This is a genomic window from Streptococcus mitis, assembly GCF_005144795.1.
GTDB lineage: Bacteria > Bacillota > Bacilli > Lactobacillales > Streptococcaceae > Streptococcus > Streptococcus mitis_BB.
Genome location: NZ_SWFJ01000004.1, coordinates 133700 through 156113, shown reverse-complemented (window position 1 = coordinate 156113; position 22414 = coordinate 133700). Strand labels below are relative to the sequence as shown.

Annotated in this window: 14 protein-coding genes; 12 read left to right on the top strand and 2 right to left on the bottom strand. The window is 38.7% G+C overall.

Going from position 1 to position 22414, the window contains the following annotated elements; translation table 11 throughout:
- Positions 1-163 precede the first annotated feature (163 nt).
- Positions 164-394, bottom strand: a complete 231-nt coding sequence (locus tag FBF73_RS04200; protein ID WP_000443570.1) for a DUF1797 family protein — start codon at positions 392-394, stop codon at positions 164-166.
- Positions 395-584: 190 nt separating this feature from the next.
- Between FBF73_RS04200 and FBF73_RS04195 the strand changes: the two genes are divergently transcribed.
- The 5 genes from FBF73_RS04195 (at position 585) to FBF73_RS04175 (ending at position 11788) form a co-directional block, all read left to right on the top strand.
- Complete coding sequence (locus FBF73_RS04195; protein ID WP_001011642.1) at positions 585-1268, top strand: amino acid ABC transporter permease; 684 nt, start codon at positions 585-587, stop codon at positions 1266-1268.
- Positions 1268-2002: an amino acid ABC transporter ATP-binding protein gene (locus FBF73_RS04190; RefSeq protein ID WP_000140957.1), complete on the top strand. Its 735-nt coding sequence runs from the start codon at positions 1268-1270 to the stop codon at positions 2000-2002. Before FBF73_RS04195 ends, FBF73_RS04190 begins: the two co-directional genes overlap by 1 nt.
- Positions 2003-2180: 178 nt before the next feature.
- Positions 2181-3038 carry a bifunctional methylenetetrahydrofolate dehydrogenase/methenyltetrahydrofolate cyclohydrolase gene (locus FBF73_RS04185; protein ID WP_169435171.1) on the top strand — a complete coding sequence of 286 codons (858 nt, stop codon included), beginning with the start codon at positions 2181-2183 and terminating at the stop codon, positions 3036-3038.
- A gap of 378 nt (positions 3039-3416) precedes the next feature.
- On the top strand, positions 3417-10679 hold the full coding sequence (locus tag FBF73_RS04180) for an SIALI-17 repeat-containing surface protein (RefSeq protein ID WP_136937068.1): 7263 nt from the start codon (positions 3417-3419) through the stop codon (positions 10677-10679).
- A 257-nt stretch (positions 10680-10936) separates the two neighbouring features.
- The gene (locus FBF73_RS04175) at positions 10937-11788 is read left to right on the top strand and encodes an NAD(P)H-hydrate dehydratase (RefSeq protein WP_136937067.1); all 852 of its coding nucleotides are present in this window, start codon (positions 10937-10939) and stop codon (positions 11786-11788) included.
- 24 nt (positions 11789-11812) lie between these two features.
- On the opposite strand, the gene FBF73_RS04170 is transcribed toward FBF73_RS04175, so the two are convergent.
- Positions 11813-11998, bottom strand: coding sequence for a hypothetical protein (locus tag FBF73_RS04170; RefSeq protein ID WP_001068558.1), 186 nt, complete (start codon positions 11996-11998; stop codon positions 11813-11815).
- Between the two features lie 123 nt (positions 11999-12121).
- Between FBF73_RS04170 and FBF73_RS04165 the strand changes: the two genes are divergently transcribed.
- The 7 genes from FBF73_RS04165 to pgdA all read left to right on the top strand — a co-directional run bounded on the left by FBF73_RS04165 (position 12122) and on the right by pgdA (position 22300).
- Positions 12122-14602 (top strand): bifunctional DnaQ family exonuclease/ATP-dependent helicase, encoded by a 2481-nt coding sequence (locus tag FBF73_RS04165; RefSeq protein ID WP_419991805.1) that lies wholly within the window; start codon positions 12122-12124, stop codon positions 14600-14602.
- A gap of 4 nt (positions 14603-14606) precedes the next feature.
- A complete protein-coding gene (locus tag FBF73_RS04160) occupies positions 14607-15830 on the top strand; it encodes an FtsW/RodA/SpoVE family cell cycle protein (RefSeq protein WP_136937065.1) in 1224 nt (407 codons plus the stop codon).
- Positions 15831-15840: 10 nt separating this feature from the next.
- Complete coding sequence (locus FBF73_RS04155) at positions 15841-16395, top strand: DJ-1 family glyoxalase III (RefSeq protein ID WP_136937064.1); 555 nt, start codon at positions 15841-15843, stop codon at positions 16393-16395.
- Positions 16396-16480: 85 nt separating this feature from the next.
- Positions 16481-17044, top strand: a complete 564-nt coding sequence (locus FBF73_RS04150; RefSeq protein ID WP_169435170.1) for an HAD family hydrolase — start codon at positions 16481-16483, stop codon at positions 17042-17044.
- A 14-nt stretch (positions 17045-17058) separates the two neighbouring features.
- Entirely contained in the window at positions 17059-19005 is a 1947-nt protein-coding gene (gene gyrB, locus FBF73_RS04145) for a DNA topoisomerase (ATP-hydrolyzing) subunit B (RefSeq protein ID WP_136937063.1), read from the top strand.
- Positions 19006-19083: 78 nt separating this feature from the next.
- On the top strand, positions 19084-20811 hold the full coding sequence (ezrA, locus tag FBF73_RS04140) for a septation ring formation regulator EzrA (protein ID WP_136937062.1): 1728 nt from the start codon (positions 19084-19086) through the stop codon (positions 20809-20811).
- A 97-nt stretch (positions 20812-20908) separates the two neighbouring features.
- Positions 20909-22300: a peptidoglycan-N-acetylglucosamine deacetylase PgdA gene (gene pgdA, locus FBF73_RS04135; protein ID WP_136937061.1), complete on the top strand. Its 1392-nt coding sequence runs from the start codon at positions 20909-20911 to the stop codon at positions 22298-22300.
- Positions 22301-22414 lie beyond the last annotated feature (114 nt).

The window sequence follows — 22414 nt, the reverse complement described above, 5'->3', positions numbered from 1 at the left end:
CTCATTATAACAGGATTGGGGTGTAAAGCAAGTAAAAAGATTGAGGCTTTGAGAAGTTGTTATAATGAAAATATTTGTGGATTTGGACTATAAAAAAATCCTATTTGTGAGACAAAAAGGATTTTGGTTAGACATGCAGGGTGTAATCCCAGCTTGTTTTGTGTTAGTAAAGGAGTTCGTAAATCTCCATTGCAATCAAGTCAATGCTGTCAAACGTATAAGTTTCGCGAGCTTCGACATCACGAAGGGTAAAGATTGAGCCGTTTTCTTCGTCGTGGCTGTATGCAACTTCTGCAACAACAACTCCTTCGCGTTCAAAATTACGTTTTAAATTTCCGCCGTCTTTTGCCATTGCTTCAAGGCGGTTGATGATTCTAACCAAATGTGATTCCATTTTGATTCTCCTTCATTTCTTATCGTTACTATTTTACCATAAAGGAGCTCAACTTGCCTAGAAAAAACTAAGATTTCTCGCTAATTCTACCATCTTAAAGTTTTTTTGAATAAATTAGACAAAAGATTTGAATTTTAATTCAATTTATATTATAATCATACAGTATTCTATTTTAGAAAGCAGTGTGACTATGAATTTTTCTTTTTTACCTAAGTATTTACCTTATTTTAACTATGGGGCTGTCGTGACGGTTCTCATTTCTATTTGTGTTGTCTTTTTGGGAACCATTTTGGGTGTTGTATTGGCTTTTGGGCAACGTTCAAAGTTTAAGCCGCTTGTTTGGCTTGCCAACTTATACGTTTGGATTTTCCGTGGGACACCGATGATGGTTCAGATTATGATTGCCTTTGCTCTAATGCATATCAATGCTCCGACTATTCAGGTTGGGATTTTGGGTGTTGATCTTTCTCGTCTGATTCCAGGGATTTTGATTATTTCTATGAACAGTGGTGCTTATGTTTCTGAGACTGTTCGTGCTGGGATTAATGCGGTTCCAAAAGGTCAGCTAGAGGCGGCCTATTCTTTAGGGATTCGTCCTAAAAATGCGATGCGCTATGTGATTTTGCCACAAGCTATCAAAAATATTTTGCCAGCATTGGGAAACGAATTTATCACTATTATCAAAGATAGTTCCCTCTTATCAGCTATTGGTGTCATGGAGTTGTGGAATGGAGCTACAACAGTTTCCACAACAACCTATCTACCTTTAACACCACTTTTATTTGCAGCCTTTTATTACTTGATTATGACCTCTATTTTGACAGTAGCCTTGAAAGCTTTTGAAAAACGTATGGGACAAGGAGATAAAAAATAATGACAGAAACCTTGATAAAAATTGAAAATTTACATAAATCCTTTGGAAAGAATGAAGTATTGAAGGGCATCAACCTCGAGATTAAAAGAGGAGAAGTTGTCGTTATCATCGGTCCTTCAGGGAGCGGGAAATCTACCTTGCTTCGTTCTATGAATTTGTTGGAAGAAGCGACCAAGGGGAAGGTTATCTTTGAGGGGGTCGATATTACGGACAAGAAGAATGACCTCTTTGCCATGCGTGAGAAGATGGGTATGGTTTTTCAACAATTCAATCTCTTTCCTAATATGACTGTGATGGAAAATATCACCTTGTCTCCTATCAAGACCAAAGGTGAAAGTAAGGAAGTTGCAGAGAAGAGAGCTCAGGAACTTTTGGAAAAAGTTGGTTTACCAGATAAGGCAACTGCTTATCCACAGAGTTTGTCAGGTGGTCAGCAACAGCGGATTGCTATTGCGCGTGGTTTAGCTATGGAACCAGATGTTTTGCTCTTTGACGAGCCAACTTCAGCCCTGGACCCTGAAATGGTAGGTGAAGTGTTGGCTGTTATGCAAGACTTAGCCAAGTCAGGAATGACTATGGTTATCGTAACACATGAAATGGGATTTGCCCGTGAGGTGGCAGATCGTGTCATCTTTATGGCAGACGGTGTGGTTGTTGAAGACGGAACACCTGAACAGATTTTTGAACAAACCCAAGAACAACGAACTAAGGATTTCTTGAGTAAGGTTTTATAAGTTAGCTTTGCTGAGCTGTTTGTAATCAGTTTTAAACTTTCACGAAAAGATTAGTGAAAAGCTCGACCAGAGCTTTTTCTTATAGTTTGAAACTATAGGGTAGCCTAGGAAAGAAGTGTTAGAGGGGAGCAGTAGTTTTTGGTATAATGGAAGATATTTGAAAGAAAAGAGAAGTGATATGACACAGATTATTGATGGGAAGGCTCTAGCAGCTAAGTTACAAGGACAGCTGGCTGAAAAGACTGCAAGATTAAAGGAAGAAACGGGGCTAGTACCTGGTTTGGTAGTGATTTTGGTTGGGGACAACCCTGCCAGCCAAGTCTATGTTCGGAACAAGGAGAGGTCAGCCCTTGCGGCTGGTTTCCGTAGCGAAGTATTGCGAGTTCCAGAGACTATTAGTCAAGCGGAGTTGTTAGATTTGATTGTTGAATACAATCAAGATCCGGCTTGGCATGGGATATTGGTACAGTTACCATTACCAAAACATATTGATGAGGAGGCAGTTCTATTGGCTATTGACCCAGAAAAGGATGTGGATGGTTTCCATCCTCTAAATATGGGACGTCTTTGGTCTGGTCATCCAGTCATGATTCCTTCGACACCTGCAGGAATTATGGAAATGTTTCATGAATATGGGGTTGACTTGGAAGGTAAAAATGCGGTCGTCATCGGTCGTTCCAATATCGTTGGAAAACCTATGGCCCAGCTTCTTTTGGCCAAGAATGCTACAGTGACTTTGACACACTCACGGACTCATAATCTTGCCAAGGTGGCTGCTAAAGCAGATATTCTGGTGGTAGCAATCGGTCGTGCCAAGTTTGTGACTGCTGACTTTGTCAAACCTGGTGCGGTTGTCATTGATGTCGGGATGAACCGCGATGAAAATGGGAAGCTCTGTGGGGATGTTGATTATGAGGCGGTTGCCCCACTTGCTAGCCACATTACGCCAGTCCCTGGAGGTGTCGGTCCTATGACCATTACTATGCTGATGGATCAAACTTATCAAGCAGCACTTAGGACATTGGATATAAAATAGGAAAAAAGAAGGTAGAATAATGTTTTACCTTCTTTTTATGTAGTGTATGTAAATGAATGCAGTCTATAATGATATGAGTCCATAAACTATAAATTTGAAGTATGAAAATGCTATTAATGGAATGAAATTTGTATTGGAAAGAGTCTAGAATAGAAAGCTACTTTCATTGCACCTATTTCTTTTGAATGAACTTATCTTGCATACCATTTTATTAGGTTAAATTGATGGAAAATGATTGCAATTTTAGGTGTGTTTTGATATATTCAATATATAAAATATATTATCGAACTTGGTACTTGTTTGTGTATTCAGAAGGAGGTTATTTTTTAAATAAAGTAAACGCTTACTTTGTATCAAGAAAAAGAAATGAGGATTTTAATGAACAAAAGACTTTTTGATAAACGTTGTCATTATAGCATTCGTAAATTTGCAATAGGTGCGGCATCTGTAATGATTGGGGCTAGTATATTTGGTATTTCAGCTGTACAAGCTGAGGAAGTGGCTTCATCCAATACTCAAACAGAAGAAACAACTGTTCATCAACCTCAGCCTTTAGATAAGCTTCCCGATGATGTGGCAGCTGCTATCGCAAAGGCTGATGAGAATGGCGGGCGTGAGTTTGTAAAACCCAAAGCTGAGTCGACAGAAGATAAAGTGACTAAGGATACAGAAACTACTAGACCTGCTAACGATGGTAGTCATGAATTGGCTAGTCCTAAAGTGGAAACTCCAAATAAAGTAGAAGAAAGAACCAAAACTGAGGACAAACAGAAATCTGAAGAGACAAATCCAAAGCCTGTTGAATCTGCAGTAACAGCTGGAACAGAAGTAAAAGAGGATTCTAAAAAAACTTCTGAAAAGGACCAAGTGAAAGCAGACACTGAGATCAAACCTTCTTCTGAAAAATCGCAAGCACTATCTGGAGAGTCAAACAAAGCTGAAGTTGAAAAGGAAAAACAGCTATTATCGGATCGAAAACAAGATTTTAATAAAGATTGGTATTTTAAACTAAATGCTCAAGGCGATTTTTCAAAAAAAGATGTGGATGTTCATGATTGGTCTAAATTGAATCTTCCTCATGATTGGAGTATTTATTTTGACTTTGATCACAAGTCTCTCGCGCGTAATGAAGGTGGCCAGTTAAATGGTGGGACAGCTTGGTATCGTAAGACTTTCACATTAAATGAAGCAGACAAGAATAAGGATGTTCGTATCAATTTTGATGGGGTTTACATGGATTCAAAGGTCTATGTAAATGGTAAATTTGTAGGACATTATCCAAGTGGCTATAATCATTTTTCATATGATATCACAGAATTTTTAAACAAGGATGGTAGTGAAAATTCAATTACTGTTCAAGTGACCAATAAGCAACCAAGTAGTCGTTGGTATTCAGGAAGTGGGATTTATCGTGATGTAACTCTCAGTTATCGTGATAAAGTCCATGTTGCCGAAAATGGTAATCATATCACTACTCCAAAACTTGCTGAGCAAAAAGAAGGAAATGTTGAAACACAGGTTCAAAGTAAGATTAAAAATACGGATAAGAAGGCTGCTAAAGTCTTTGTGGAACAACAAATCTTTACTAAGGAAGGAAAGGTTGTATCAGAATTAGTTCGCTCTGAAACGAAGAATTTAGCAGAAAATGAAGTTGCAGATTTCAGACAAACAATCCTAGTTAATAAACCAACTCTTTGGACGACAAAAAGTTATCATCCTCAACTGTATGTGCTGAAAACAAAGGTTTATAAAGAAGGTCAACTAGTTGATGTAACAGAAGATACATTTGGTTACCGTTATTTCAATTGGACTGCTAAGGATGGTTTCTCTCTGAATGGTGAACGCATGAAATTCCACGGAGTAAGTATTCACCATGACAATGGAGCCTTGGGTGCAGAAGAGAATTATAAGGCTACCTATCGTAAATTAAAACTCTTGAAAGATATGGGGGTAAACTCTATTCGAACAACCCACAATCCAGCTAGTCCTCAGTTGCTTGATGCTGCAGCTAGTTTAGGTCTTTTGGTGCAAGAGGAAGCTTTTGATACTTGGTATGGTGGCAAGAAGACTTACGACTATGGACGGTTCTTTGATCAAGATGCAACTCATCCTGAAGCTAAGAAGGGGGAGAAGTGGTCTGATTTTGATCTTAGAACAATGGTAGAACGTGATAAGAATAATCCGTCTATCGTCATGTGGTCTCTTGGAAATGAAGTAGAAGAGGCAAATGGTAGTCCTCGTTCTATCGAAACTGCTAAACGTTTGAAGGCTGTCATTAAAGCGATTGATACCGAACGTTATGTTACCATGGGTGAGAATAAATTTAGTCGTGCAGCAACAGGTGATTTCTTAAAAGTTGCAGAAATCATGGATGCTGTCGGTATGAACTATGGTGAACGTTTTTATGATGCGGTTCGTAGAGCGCATCCAGACTGGCTCATTTATGGTTCTGAAACCTCTTCAGCTACTAGAACGCGTGATTCTTATTACAATCCTGCTCAAATCCTTGGACACGATAACCGTCCAAATCGTCACTATGAACAATCTGATTATGGTAATGACCGTGTTGGATGGGGAAGAACAGCTACTGAGTCATGGACTTTTGATCGTGATCGTGCTGGCTATGCTGGACAATTTATCTGGACAGGAATTGACTATATCGGTGAACCAACTCCATGGCATAACCAAGATAATACACCTGTAAAAAGTTCTTACTTTGGTATTATCGATACGGCTGGCTTACCGAAGAATGATTTTTACCTTTACCGTAGTGAATGGTATAGTGCTAAAGAAAAGCCAACTGTCCGAATTTTACCGCATTGGAACTGGACTGAAGAGACTCTTAAGGATCGCAAGATGCTGGTCGATGGAAAGGTTCCAGTTCGTACCTTCTCAAATGCTGCAAGTGTCGAATTGTTCTTAAATGGTGAGTCGCTTGGTAAAAAGGAATTTACTAAGAAAACGACAGAAGATGGACGTCCATATCATGAGGGGGCTAAACCAAATGAATTGTATCTTGAGTGGCTTGTAAAATACCAACCAGGTACACTGACTGCGATTGCTCGAGATGAAAAAGGCAACGAAATTGCGCGTGATAGTGTGACAACTGCTGGGGAGCCAGCAAGGGTTCGTCTGACTAAAGAAGAGCATGTTATCACAGCAGATGGTAAAGATTTATCTTACATCCATTACGAAATTGTTGATGGCGATGGGAATGTGGTTCCGACAGCTAACAATCTTGTTCATTTCAATCTTCATGGTCAGGGACAGATTGTTGGTGTGGATAATGGAGAACAAGCTAGCCGTGAGCGCTACAAAGCTCAAGCAGATGGAACATGGCAAAGACGTGCTTTCAATGGTAAAGGAGTTGTCATTGTAAAATCAACAGAAAAAGAAGGAAAATTTACTCTTTATGCAGATTCTGCTGGTTTAACTTCTGATAGCGCAACGGTCGCAACTGTGTCTGGTAAGAAAGAAAACCGTCATTTTGTAGCCTTTGCTCCTGTAAAAGCAACAACTGATGTGACTACTAATCCTGAATTGCCTCAAACAGTAACAGCTATTTATAGCGACGGTAGTGTTGAGGAAAAGACTGTAACATGGGATGTGCCAGCTGATTTGCTTACAAGTGCAGGTGAGAAAAAAGTATCTGGACGTGTAGAAGGTTTGGAAACCAAAGCTGAGGCACTTGTAAAAGTTGTTGCCTTAGATAGATGGTTACCAAAAGTTGCTACAGTACCAGTTGGTACAACTGTAGCTGATTTGGATAAAACAGTCACAGCTGTTCTGACAGATGGTAGCTTGATTGATACTGATGTTGTTTCTTGGACCTTGAAAGATCCTGCTGCTTTGAACAAGGAAGGGGGACGTACGGAGGCTACTGGTAAATTGGTAGATGACGACCGTGAAGTGACGGCAACCTTTATCGCAAGCAGTAAGGAAACAACAAGTAGCATTACAGGACTTACTGTTGGGGATAAAGCTCTTGAGAACTTCGAGTCTGGCAAGACTTATTACCGTGTATCCCTTCCTTACACTGGAACAATTCCAAGTGTTGGGGCTCAGACTACTGGTTATCAAGTAACTGTTCAGCAAGCTTCTGCTGATAATGGTTATCAGGCCTCAGTCTTCTTGAGTAATCAAAAGGGTGACTTGGTTCAAACTTATTTAATTCAGTTTGTGAAGGAATCCCCTGCCTTGAAACGTTTGGAAGTAGTTGTGGAAGAAAAAGAAACTGCTACTGAAGATCAAGTCTTAACTTATCGTGTCATTGGTAGTTATGAGGATGGTTCTCAAACAGAATTTTCAGCTTCAGATATTCACCTAGAAGCTAAATCATCTGATGGTGGGCATCTTGAGGTGAATGGACAGAACTTGTTGCTCTATACTAAGGGAAGAGTGACTTTGACACCTCGAATCGATAATCAAACAGAGAAAACAGAATCTGTAACTACTGAAGTGGTGATTAAAGAAAATAAAGTCAGCAAGAAGATTGTGAAACTTCATCCTGTATCTATTTCTACAGACATTAATCAGCAACCGAATCTACCTAAAGAAGTTGGGGCAGAATTTGATAAGGGCTTGCCACGCAAAGTATCTGTAACTTGGGACAAGGTAGATGAAAAAGAATTGGGGCATTATCATAGATTTACGCTTAAAGGACATGTAGAAGGCACAGACATTGAAGCTCAAGCAACGGTGACAGTTGAAGGCTTACAAGTTGCAGAGGAAATCAGCCTCACAGTACCTAAGGGTGAGTCAGTTCAATTGCCAGCTAATGTTCGTGCTTACCATTCTAATGGAACAACTATCTATAAAGATGTAGTTTGGGATCAGGTTCCAGCCAACTTTAGTCAAACTGAAGGAGTCTATGAAATCAATGGTCGTTTAGTGGGTAGCAATCTGACCACTAAAGCTCATGTTCGAGTATCTAGTCAAGTTGTTGCTGGAAATAATATCTCTAAACAATGGACAGGTTCCCAATTGCCAGCTGCCATTGTATCCAATACAGGAGGAGATGACTCAGCTAATGCCTTGAACGACCTGACTGTGTCAAGAACGTCAACAGATGCTAAAAATAGATGGACTACTTGGAGAACAAATACTGATAATGATTGGGCTTCTATCTTGTTTGGTAATTCAGGAGACTTGACGAAACGTTTTGTCAATAATTTATCAGTTGATTTCTATACTGATGGAGCAATTGGTCTTCCAAAAGAATATGTAGTTGAATATTATGTAGGTAAAGAAATTCCTGATTTACCAAGTGATGTCAGTCATGCGCAACGAGATAGCAATCATCCATTTAATAATCCAGACAATTGGAAAGCAGTTGAAAATTTACATGCTCCAAGTCAGCTATCTGCAACTCAAACAAATCACTTCACATTTGACAAGGTAGAAACTTATGCTGTTCGTATTCGTATGAAGAAGGCTGATGGAACTTCAGGTGTTGGTCTGACAGAGCTAACTGTTCTTGGAAACAAGGTCTTAAGCTCTACAAGTTCAGAGATTTCTATCAAGGTAGATGGTAAGGATCTTGAACACTTTAATCCATCTAAGACTGATTACTATATTCCTCAATCTAGCAAAGAAATCACTGCAACCGCTAGCAATAATGGTTTGGTAACAGTTGTTCCGGCAACCAGTCCAAAAGGTGCAACACGTCTCATCTTAAAAGCAGAAGATGGTACGGTATTGAAAGAATATCGAATCTTCCGCAATGATGAGAGAGAAACTAGCCAACCTCTTGCTGCAGAAAATAGTGCTAAAATTTTGAATGTTGGAGATGCTCTTCAACTTCCTTCAGAAGTCACTGTTTATTACCCAACTTCAACTACTTGGACTACAGCTAAACTTGCAGTGAAGTGGGATGCTATTCCTGAACATGCGACAGAGCATGAGGGAACATTTGAAGTTACCGGTCATGTCATTGGTACAAATCTAACCACTAAAATGCAGGTGACAGTTGTTTCTAAAGGAAATCAAGTCATTTCAGAAAATCCAAGCAACAATGAAACGGATTCTAAAGCCTTTGCTTCGACAACGAACGATACACAAGTAGCTTCACATGATCGAATTTTCTATCTCAATGATGGAAAATACAATGAAGATGGACGTTGGACAAACTGGTCTCGTACTCCGAAAAATGAAGAAACTTCTGTCGGACTACTCTTTAAGAAGGACGGTAAAATTGCCTCTCAGTCTATTGGAAAAGTAGCCATTCAGTTCTTTAAAGATAGTGGAACAGATGCCCCAGAAAAAATGGTTCTAGAAAGATATATTGGTCCTGCCTTTACAGAACCAAGTACGATTTCTCGTTATGAAGAAAATGCTGACCACCCATTCAACAAGGCAGAAAATTGGGCACCAATTCCTTACAAAGCTTCTGGAGAATTAGTAGCTGGTAAACCAATCGAGTTTAACTTTGAACCGGTTCAAGCGACAGCTATTCGTGCTCGAATGACCCGTAAGTCTATTACTAACGGGCTAGCAGTAGTCGAATTTACAGCCTACTCTGCAGGCAAGGGAGCAGAAGTCGAAACACCGTCAGCGACTATTTCAATCGATGGAAAAGCATTGGAAAACTTTGATCCAAATGTGACAGAGTACACCCTAACAACAATGGGAACTAAACCAAAAGTCACTGCGACAACTAGTGGACATGGAGTAGTCACAGTAGTGGATCATGGAAATACAAATCTTCCAACACTTGTTCGTCTTGTTTCCAAAGATGGAAATCTGGTGAAAGAATATCGTTTACACTTTAAGTCTACCTTCCAAACAACACCGACAGAAGGCGTTAAGAACTTAGTTGCAGAAGCTCCAAGCTTGGAAATTGAAAAGACTCCACTTCCGTTTGAAGAAGTTATTCGTGAAACCCCTGAGCTTGCTCAAGGTCAACGTCGTGTAGTTTCTGAAGGACAAGCTGGAGAAAAAGTTGACTATATTCAAGTATCAGGAACTACTAGAACTCTTGTTCATTCTGAACAAAGAAAAGCTCAAAATCGTATTATTGAGGTAGGAGTAAAACCATCTATTTCAAATAGTAAGGGTGAGGAACCTGCGCCAGTAAACGAAGTTCCAGAATTCACAGGCAGTGCTAACTTTGTAGAAGCGGCAGTCAATGAAGTTCCAGAATTTAAAGGTGGTTCTAACTTTGTAGAAGCAGCAGTAAACAAAGTTCCAGAATTCAAAGGCGGTGCTAACTTTGTAGAAGCAGCAGTAAACGAAGTTTCAGAATTTAAAGGTGGTTCTAACTTTGTAGAAGCAGCAGTCAATGAAGTTCCAGAATACACAGGAATTCTAGCTACAGTAGGAGATCAAGCAGTACCAAGTGTTGAGAAACCTGAATTTAAGGGTGGTGTTAATGCTGTAATGGCTCTAGAACATAAACTTCCAGAGTACCGTGGTATTCTAGCTACAGTAGGTAATCAACCAGCACCGACAGTAGAAAAACCAGAGTTTAAACTAAATTCGTTAGAAAAAGCTCAGACTCCAGAAACACCAGTTCAAGTTGTCAAGGAAGACAAGAGATTGCCAGAAACTGGTGAAAAACAGTCAGAAACAGCTATTTTCTTGGCAGGTGTTACCTTGGCTTTGTCAGCAGCCTTATTAACTGCAAAACGTAAAGAGGATTAGTCTATGTTCCTAATACCATTCTATTTGTATAGATTGGTAGAAGATAAAAAATGAATCGATAAATGAGTCGAATAGATGGAGAGGACCAATTAGGCCTCTCCGTCTTTACTAGTAAAAATGGAATCGTTTACTTTCGTGTTTAGACGAAAAGAGAGTAGAGGGGCTTTGTTCCCTCTTTTTCTATATGAACGAAGAGATTTATATTTAAGATGCAAGGTGGATAGACTTTATAGTATAATGAATAGAGAGGAAAAACGATGAAAGTGATTGATCAAGACTTACTAGAAAAAGTCATTATTGAACGTTCTCGTACAAGTCATAAAGGAGACTATGGTCGCTTGCTTCTGTTAGGTGGAACTTATCCTTACGGTGGTGCTATCATCATGGCTGCTTTGGCAGCTGTTAAAAGCGGTGCAGGATTGGTGACTGTTGGAACAGATAGGGAAAATATCACAGCTTTACACAGTCATTTACCTGAGGCTATGGCCTTTTCTCTTCAAGACCAGCAATTGTTAAAAGAGCAATTGGAGAAGGCAGAAGTTGTCTTGCTGGGGCCTGGTTTACGAGACGTTGCTTTTGGAGAAGATCTAGTCAAACAGGTCTTTGCTGGCTTAAAACAGAATCAGATTTTGATTGTAGACGGAGGTGCTTTGACCATTCTTGCTAGAACAAGTTTGTCATTTCCGTCTAACCAGCTTATCCTAACTCCTCACCAAAAAGAATGGGAAAAATTATCTGGAATTACGATTGAAAAGCAAAAGGAAGATGCAACGGCTAGTGCCCTGACTTCCTTTCCTCAAGGAATAATTTTGGTGGAGAAAGGCCCAGCTACTCGTATTTGGGAAGTTGGCCAGTCTGATTATTACCAGTTACAGGTTGGTGGTCCCTATCAGGCGACTGGGGGAATGGGAGATACTCTGGCTGGAATAATTGCAGGATTTGCAGGTCAGTTTAAACAAGCCAGTCTCTACGAGCGTGTGGCAGTAGCAACCCATCTTCATTCAGTAATAGCCCAAGAATTATCTCAAGAACATTATGTGGTCTTGCCGACGGAAATCAGCAGTCATCTTCCCAAAGTAATGAAAAAAATATCTCAAAAAGGCACCTGATTGTTTCAGGCGCCTTTATATCTTTTAGAAAAATCCTTTAATCTTTCCAACGAGGCCATCTAGACCTTCAGAACCAGAAATCAACTGCTGAGCTTGAGAGAAGTATTCTCCAAGCTGTTCTTGATTTTCTGCAACAAATGTTTTAGCAGCTTCGAAATCTTTTGTTTCGATTAATTCTTTTACTTGGTTAAATAAATCTAATGGGTTCATCCTATTTCTCCTTTTCTGTATAATACTATTCAAACATTTTATAAAAATTTTTTCAAGCAAAGAGATTTTTCTATCGAAGTTGAGGGGTGTCAAACAGGGCTTTTTTTGATATAATTTTTAATGATGAATTCGAGAACTGAGCGGTATGTGGTTGTTGATTTAGAGGCCACTAGCACCGGAAGCAAGGCAAAAATTATTCAAGTGGGTATTGTGGTGATTGAAAATGGCGAAATCGTCGATCAGTATGGGACTGATGTCAATCCCCATGAGCCCTTGGATTCTCATATAAAAGAATTAACAGGTTTGACTGATCAACGGTTGGCAGTTGCTCCAGAGTTTTCACAGGTAGCTGGAAGGATTTTTGAACTGGTCAAGGATGGTGTTTTTGTTGCGCACAATGTACAGTTTGATGCAAATCTTCTGGCAGAGTATTTATTTTTTGAAGGTTATGAATTGAGAACTCCACGAGTGGATACCGTTGAGTTAGCACAGGTTTTGTACCCTCAGTTTGAAAAGTACAATCTCGGCATTCTCTGTCAAGAGTTAAGGATTAAGTTAGACCACGCCCACACCGCTCTCTCTGATGCACAAGCAACAGCAGAGCTTTTGCTTTTTATGCGTCAAAAACTTTTTCAGTTACCAAAAGAACTTTTAGAAACGTTGTTAAATCTTGCGGATAACCTCCTTTATGAAACTTATTTAGTGATTGAAGAAGTATATCAGCGACAGTCCCTCCTTTCTTCTCACGATTTGATGGAGTTCCATGGACTCTTTCTAAGAAAGAAAAGTCAGTCTTTAAAACCACGTAAGCTATCTAAGGATTTTACTAAAAATATTTCCTTATTAGACTTGGATGAACGTCCTCAGCAAGTTGAATTTGCAGAAAAAGTTGAGCAGTTATTAAAGGAACAGAAAACCGCATTTATTCAAGCCCAAACGGGACTTGGAAAGACTTATGGTTACCTACTGCCAGCTTTGAGCATGGAAAGTGAAAGTGGCATCCTTGTTAGTGTTCCTACCAAAATCCTTCAAAATCAAATTATGCAAGAAGAAGGAAGTCGATTAAAAGATACTTTTCATATTGATATTCATAGTCTTAAGGGACCTCAAAATTATTTGAAACTCGATAATTTTTATAAAGTACTTCATAGGCCAGAGTCTAACCGCCTATTCACACGCTTTAAAATGCAAGTATTGATTTGGTTAACAGAGACAGAAACAGGTGACTTAGATGAAATCGGGCAGCTGTATCGTTATCAACATTTTATACCTGAATTTGTACATGATGGAAAACTTTCAAAAAAAAGTTTATTTATTTCTGAGGACTTCTGGAAACGCAGTCAAGATAGGGCTAAATCGAGTCGCCTTTTGTTAACCAATCACGCTTATTTGGTAACACGTTTAGAGGACGATCCAGAGTTTGTCAACAATCGCTTGGTAATCATAGATGAAGCTCAAAAAATGCTGATTGCTCTTGAAAACCTCGCCCAAGAGTCTTATCTTCTCGATAATTTAGTAACACAAGTTGAAAAGTCCTTGGAAACAGAAAAAGATCTTATTCAGAGACGGTTGCTTGAGAGTATTGGGTTTGAATGTCGCTATTTGATAAATCAGTTTTACTCAGGACTTAAGAATGACAAGTGGTTGGATTCTCTTGAAAACTTACGCCAGCATTTTTCTGAGTTAAATCTTCCCGAGTATAGAGATATGACGCGCTTTTTTACATCGGACCGTGAATTTTGGCTGGCAACAGCTGAGAAGTCAAGTAAGGATGTTTTAATTTGTTCAAGTAAAAAAGGTCGCTTGCTACTAGCAGATTTATTGCCAGAAGATTGCAGAGTGCTTGGCGTATCTGCCACTCTTGAAATCAGTAATAGAGTTTCTTTAGCGGATTTATTAGGATTTACTGAAGCTCCACTTATTACAGTTGAATCTTTACAACAGAAGCAACAAGAAATTTTATTAGTAAATGATTTTCCGTTAGTAACTGAACATTCTCCTTTAGATTATGCAGAAGAGGTTACATCAGTTATCCATTCCTTACAGGCGTTTCAAGAGCCTTTGCTTGTTTTATTTACGTCTAAAGAATTACTGTTAGCAGTGTCAGATTTACTAGACCATCCTCATTTAGCCCAATATAAAAATGGAGAACCCAGTCAACTGAAGAAACGTTTTGAAAAAGGAGAGCGACAAATCTTACTTGGAACAGGAAGTTTCTGGGAGGGAGTTGATTTTTCTACCCATCCTTGTGTTATTCAAGTAATTCCTCGCTTGCCTTTCCAAAATCCCCAAGAACCTTTGACACGAAAATTAAATCATGAATTGCGTCAGGAAGGGAAGAATCCTTTCTATGATTATCAGTTGCCAATGGCCATTATTCGTCTCAAACAGGCTTTGGGTAGAACAATTAGAAAAGAGGAACAAGCTTCCATTGCTGTGATACTGGATAGTCGAGTTGTTCATAAACGATATGGTAAACAGATTAGACAAGCTTTAGCGAAGGAAAGAACTATCAGAGAGGTGAATAGGAAACAGATTACCTCTGCTGTTATTGATTTCCTCCAAAACAACAAAAATGAAAAATCTAAGAAAGAGAAAAGGTGAATATATGAAACGTTCTCTCGACTCTAGAGTCGATTATAGTTTGCTCCTGCCAGTATTTTTCCTACTGGTTATCGGTGTGGTGACTATTTATATAGCTGTTAGTCATGATTATCCGAACAATATTTTACCCATTTTAGGGCAGCAGGTTGCCTGGATTGCCTTGGGGCTTGTGATTGGTTTTGTGGTCATGCTCTTTAATACAGAATTTCTCTGGAAAATTACCCCTTATCTATATGTTCTTGGTTTAGCTTTGATGGTCTTACCACTGGTTTTTTATAATCCAAGTCTTGTAGCTTCAACTGGGGCTAAGAACTGGGTATCCATTGGGGGCGCAACACTCTTCCAACCTTCAGAGTTTATGAAAATTTCTTATATCTTGATTTTGGCAAGAATTATTGTCCAATTTACTCAAAAACATAAGGAATGGCGACGCACAATTCCTTTGGATTTTCTATTGATAGGCTGGATGATTGTTTTTACTATTCCGATTCTAGTTCTCTTAGCTCTTCAGAGTGACTTGGGTACAGCCTTGGTTTTTGTGGCTATCTTTTCAGGAATCGTTTTATTATCAGGAGTTTCTTGGAAAATTATTATCCCAGTTTTTGCAACAGGAGTTATTGGTGTAGTCGGCTTTCTTACAATTTTTTTGAGTAAGGATGGACGTGCCTTCTTACATCAGATTGGGATGCCAACCTATCAAATTAATCGAATTCTAGCTTGGCTTAATCCTTTTGACTTTGCCCAAACAACTACTTATCAGCAGGCTCAAGGGCAGATTGCGATTGGTAGTGGTGGTTTGTTTGGTCAAGGATTCAATGTATCGAATCTTCTGATTCCGGTTCGAGAGTCAGACATGATTTTCACTGTTATTGCTGAAGACTTTGGTTTTATCGGTTCTGTTTTTGTTATCGCTTTATATCTGCTTCTCATCTATCGTATGCTAAAGATAACACTAAAATCGAATAACCAGTTCTATACCTATATTTCGACTGGCTTTATCATGATGCTACTCTTTCATATCTTTGAAAATATCGGTGCTGTTACAGGCTTACTTCCCTTGACTGGGATTCCATTGCCTTTCATTTCTCAAGGGGGGTCGGCTATTATTAGTAACTTAATTGGCGTTGGCTTGCTTTTATCTATGAGTTACCAGACAAATTTAGCTGAAGAAAAGAGTGGAAATGTTCCATTCAAGCGAAAAAAAGTTGTATTAAAACGAATCAAATAAGGAGAAAATCATGGTTAAAGTAGCAGTTATGTTAGCTCAGGGTTTTGAGGAAATTGAAGCTTTGACAGTTGTAGATGTCTTGCGTCGTGCCAATATCACTTGTGATATGGTTGGTTTTGAAGAGCAAGTGATGGGTTCGCATGCAATCCAAGTAAGAGCAGATCGTGTCTTTGATGGAGATTTATCAGCCTATGATATGATTGTTCTCCCTGGAGGGATGCCTGGTTCTGCACATTTACGTGATAATCAGGCCTTGATGAAAGAATTGCAAAGCTTCGAACGAGAAGGGAAAAAACTGGCAGCCATTTGTGCTGCGCCAATTGCCCTCAATCAAGCAGGGCTATTGAAAAATAAGCAGTACACTTGCTATGACGGCGTTCAAGAGCAAATCCTTGATGGTCACTACGTCAAGGAAACAGTAGTGGTAGATGGTCATTTGACAACCAGTCGAGGCCCTTCAACAGCCCTTGCTTTTGCCTACGAGTTGGTGGAGCAATTAGGAGGAGACGCAGAGAGTTTACGAACAGGAATGCTCTATCGAGATGTATTTGGTAAAAAACAGTAAAACGGGAGTTGTTCTCTCGTTTTTTTACTTGGAAAAATCTAGGAAATCATCGCTTTTTTCATAAAAAAATGCTATAATGAAGGGTATGAAATATCACGATTACATCTGGGATTTAGGTGGAACTTTACTGGATAATTATGAAACTTCAACAGCTGCATTTGTTGAAACTTTAGCGCTGTATGGTATCACACAAGACCATGACAGTGTCTATCAGGCTTTAAAGGTTTCTACTGATTTTGCGATTGAGACATTCGCTCCCAACTTAGAGCATTTTTTAGAAAAGTACAAGGAAAATGAAGCCAGAGAGCTAGAACATCCGATTTTGTTTGATGGAGTTTCTGACTTATTGGAAGACATTTCAAATCAAGGTGGGCGTCATTTTTTAGTCTCTCATCGAAATGACCAGGTCTTGGAAATTTTAGAAAAAACCTCTATAGCGGTTTATTTTACAGAAGTGGTGACTTCTAACTCAGGCTTTAAGAGAAAACCAGATCCTGAGTCCATGATGTATTTAAGAGAAAATTATCAGATTAGCTCTGGTCTTGTAATTGGTGATCGACCGATTGATATCGAAGCCGGGCAAGCTGCAGGACTAGCTACCCATTTGTTTACTAGTATCGTGAATTTAAGACAAGTATTAGACATGTAAGAAAAAGGAATAAGATGACAGAAGAAATTAAAAATCTGCAGGCACAAGATTATGATGCCAGTCAAATTCAAGTTTTAGAGGGCCTAGAGGCTGTTCGTATGCGTCCAGGGATGTATATCGGATCAACCTCAAAAGAAGGTCTTCACCATCTAGTCTGGGAAATTGTTGATAACTCAATTGATGAGGCCTTGGCAGGATTTGCCAGCCATATTCAAGTCTTTATTGAGCCAGATGATTCGATTACTGTTGTAGATGATGGGCGTGGTATCCCAGTCGATATTCAGGAAAAAACAGGTCGGCCTGCCGTTGAGACTGTCTTTACTGTTCTTCACGCTGGAGGAAAGTTTGGCGGTGGCGGATATAAGGTCTCAGGTGGTCTTCACGGAGTAGGGTCCTCAGTTGTTAACGCCCTTTCAACTCAATTAGATGTTCATGTCCACAAAAATGGTAAGATTCATTACCAAGAATACCGTCGTGGTCATGTTGTCGCAGACCTTGAGGTGGTTGGAGATACGGATAAGACTGGAACAACAGTTCACTTCACACCGGACCCAGAAATCTTTACTGAAACAACAACCTTTGATTTCGATAAATTAAATAAACGGATTCAAGAGTTAGCCTTTCTAAATCGTGGTCTTCAAATCTCTATCACAGATAAGCGTGAAGGTTTGGAACAAACCAAGCATTACCATTATGAAGGTGGGATTGCTAGCTACGTTGAATATATCAACGAGAACAAGGATGTAATCTTTGATACACCAATCTATACAGACGGTGAGATGGATGATATCACAGTCGAAGTAGCCATGCAGTACACAACAGGTTACCATGAAAATGTCATGAGTTTCGCCAATAATATTCATACCCATGAAGGTGGAACGCATGAACAAGGTTTCCGTACAGCCTTGACACGTGTTATCAATGATTATGCTCGTAAGAGTAAGTTACTGAAAGACAATGAAGACAACTTAACAGGGGAAGATGTCCGCGAAGGATTAACTGCAGTTATCTCAGTTAAACACCCAAATCCACAGTTTGAAGGACAGACCAAGACAAAACTGGGGAATAGCGAAGTGGTCAAGATTACCAATCGTCTCTTCAGTGATGCCTTTTCTGATTTCCTCATGGAAAATCCACAGATTGCTAAACGTATCGTGGAAAAAGGTATTTTGGCTGCGAAGGCTCGTGTGGCTGCCAAGCGTGCGCGTGAAGTTACCCGTAAAAAATCTGGTTTGGAAATTTCTAACCTTCCAGGAAAACTGGCGGACTGTTCTTCTAACAATCCTGCAGAGACAGAACTCTTCATCGTCGAAGGAGACTCAGCTGGTGGGTCAGCCAAATCTGGTCGTAACCGTGAATTTCAGGCAATCCTTCCGATTCGCGGTAAGATTTTGAACGTTGAAAAGGCAAGTATGGATAAGATTCTAGCTAACGAAGAAATTCGCAGTCTTTTCACAGCGATGGGAACAGGATTTGGTGCAGAATTTGATGTTTCAAAAGCCCGTTACCAAAAACTCGTTTTGATGACCGATGCCGATGTCGATGGTGCTCACATTCGTACCCTTCTTTTAACCTTGATTTATCGTTATATGAAACCAATTCTAGAAGCTGGTTATGTTTATATCGCCCAACCACCAATCTATGGTGTCAAGGTTGGAAGCGAGATTAAAGAATATATCCAGCCAGGGGCAGATCAAGAAATTAAACTCCAAGAAGCCTTAGCACGCCACAGTGAGGGTCGTGCCAAACCAACCATTCAGCGTTATAAAGGTTTGGGTGAGATGGATGATCACCAGTTGTGGGAAACAACTATGGATCCCGAACACCGTTTGATGGCTAGAGTTTCTGTGGATGATGCTGCAGAAGCAGATAAAATCTTTGATATGTTGATGGGGGATCGAGTAGAGCCTCGTCGTGAGTTTATCGAAGAAAATGCTGTCTATAGTACACTTGACGTCTAAAAAATGGGAAATGGTTCCCATGGTTTAAAAAATATGATATAATCATTACGATTGTTTCTAGTATAAAAGGAGTTTAATATGTCTAATGGACAACTAATTTATCTAATGGTTGCGATTGCAGTCATTTTGATTCTGGCTTATGTGGCAGCTATTTTTCTACGCAAGCGAAACGTAAGTAGATTAACAGGTCTTGAAGAAAGAAAAGAACAGCTCTATAATCTTCCTGTTAATGATGAGGTCGAAGCAGTAAAAAATATGCATTTGATTGGTCAAAGCCAAGTGGCCTTTCGTGAATGGAATCAAAAATGGGTAGACTTATCTTTGAATTCGTTCGCTGATATTGAAAATAACATCTTCGAGGCAGAAAGTTATAATAATTCTTTCCGTTTCTTTAAAGCAACACATAAGATTGATCAAATTGAAAGTCAAATTGATTTGATTGAAGAAGATATTACATCAATTCGTAATGCCTTATCTGAACTTGAAAAACAAGAGTCTAAAAACAGTGGACGTGTTTTACATGCTTTAGATTTGTTTGAATCGCTTCAAAATACTGTCGAAGAAGATTCAGAGAAATATGGACAAGCTCTTCAAGAAATTGAGAAGCAATTGGAAAACATTCAATCTGAATTCTCTCAATTTGTTACCTTGAATTCTTCGGGAGACCCAGTTGAAGCAGCAGCTATTCTGGATGCTACTGAAAATCATATTCTTGCTTTAACACATATTGTTGACCGTGTTCCAGGTCTTGTAACAACTCTAACAAGTACTTTACCTGATCAGTTAGTGGATTTGGAAGAAGGTTACCGTAAATTATTAGATGCTAATTACCATTTCACAGAAACAGATATCGAGTCACGTTTCCAACTCTTGTATGAATCCTTGAAAAAGAATCAAGAAAATATTCGTCAATTGGAATTGGATAATGCAGAGTATGAAAATACTCAAATTCAAGAAGAAATTAATTCACTTTACGATATTTTTACTCGTGAAATTGCTGCTCAGAAAGTTGTTGAAAGTCTTCTTTCAACACTTCCAACCTATCTCAATCATGTAAAGGAAAATAATAAAGTCCTTGTTCAGGATCTTGAACGTTTGAGCCAGACTTATCTTCTGCCAGAAACAGATGCGAGTCATGTTCGTCGTATTCAAGCTGATTTATCTGCTCTTGAGACTGCAATTCTGGATGTTATTGAAGATCAGTCAGAACCAACTCAAGCATATTCTGTTTTGGAGGAGCAATTAGAAGCTCTCCAAAGCCAACTTAAAGAGATTGAAGATGAACAGATTTCTGTTAGCCAACGTCTTGCGCAGGTTGAAAAAGATGACATTAATGCTCGTCAAAAAGCAAATGTTTATGTGAATCGCTTGCATACGATCAAACGTTATATGGAAAAGAGAAATTTACCAGGGATTCCACAAAGTTTCTTGAAAATCTTCTTCACTGCGAGTCATAACACAGAAGAATTAATGTCAGAGTTAGAGCAAGAACTCGTTGATGTTGAATCAGTAAATCGAATTCTTGAAATTGCAACAAATGACATGGAAGCACTCGAAGCAGAAACATATAATATTGTTCAATATGCAACATTGACAGAACAATTGCTACAGTATTCGAACCGTTACCGCTCATTTGATGAACGAATTCAAGAAGCCTTTAATGAATCACTAGAAATTTTTGAAAAAGAATTTGATTATCATGCTTCATTTGATAAGATTTCGCAAGCTTTGGAAGTTGCAGAGCCTGGTGTTACAAACCGTTTTGTATCTTCTTATGAGAAAACACGTGAGACGATTCGTTTCTAAAAAGCTTAGTTCATTCTAAGCTTTTTTATCTGCTCAAAAGTCGTGAGATTGCTTGTTTATCATTGAAATTAATGCTTGGTTTTGATATCATGTAAATATGAAGAAAAATAGAACAAAGCGTAGTAGTCACGCTAAAAAGAGAAGTATTTTACTCGTTTTTGTAGGAATTTTGGGATTGGCGATGATTCTCCTAGGCGGTGCAATCGGCTATAAGATTTTCCAAAAATATACCTTTGACGAAACTATCCAAACCATTAAAAATGAAAAAGATCAACTTTTCAACGAAGGAAGTCAGAAGGAAAGCTTTAAAAAGGGCCAGGCTGAGATTATTGTTTATTATCCCCTCCAAGGAAATGAGCTTATTCCTTCAATAAAAGATAAGATTAATCAGGATATTAAAGATAAATTAGAAGATAAAGATAACCTTGTTTTTTATTATACAGAGAAACTAGATTCAGTTTTAAAGGGAATTATCACACACAGTATAAGCAAGCAAATCTATGATTTGTCTAATTCTAAGGTAGAGGAGACAGAGAAAACTTCTTTTGGAAAAGTATATTTGACTGAGGATGGTAAATTATTTACCCTGGATCAATTATTTTCAGATTCTAGTAAGGCAAAGGAAATATTGCTAAAAGAACTCACATCTTTCTTAAAGGATAAGAAATTAGAACAAGGAAAGATTGATCAGCTTGTTAAAAGCTTTTCTGATCAAGATTTGTCTGCATGGAATTTTGATTACAAGGATAGTCAAATTATCCTTTACCCAAGCCAGGCAGTGGAAAATATAGATGAGATTGCCTTGCCAGTATCCAGTTTCTTTGATGTAGTACAATCCTCTTATTTATTAGATAAGGATGCCGAACTTTATAAGGCTTATTATGAAAAGAAAAATCAAAAAGTAGTAGCTTTAACTTTTGATGATGGACCAAATCCTGCGACGACAAATCAAGCATTAGATACACTTTCTAAGTATGGTATCAAGGCAACTTTCTTTGTTTTAGGTAAGAATGTTTCTGGCAATGAAGAGATATTGAAACGCATGAAAGCAGATGGCCATGTCATTGGAAACCATAGTTGGAGTCATCCAGTGCTTTCAAAACTTTCGCTTGATGAAGCTAAAAAACAGATTACTGATACTGAAGATGCGCTAACTAAAGTGTTGGGGTCTAGCTCCAAACTTATGCGCCCCCCTTATGGAGCCATTACAGACGACATTCGCAATAGCCTCGATTTGAGCTTTATTATGTGGGATGTCGATAGTCTGGACTGGAAGAGTAAAAATGAAGCATCTATTTTGACAGAGATTCAACGTCAAGTTCGTAATGGTTCGATTATCTTAATGCATGATATTCATGCTGAAACAGTGAATGCTTTACCAAAGATTATAGATTATCTAAAAGAGCAAGGATATCACTTTGTCACAGTTCCTGAAATGCTTAATTCACGATTGAAATCACATGAACTATTCTATGATCGTGATCAGTAAGATTTTTGCTGAATAACTAATTCCATAGTAAGTATTTTTTCAATAAATAAATTTAGTCTTGTATTAATCGAGGCTAAATTTTTTTATGTTTAAATCTCATGATAGGATTGGTTA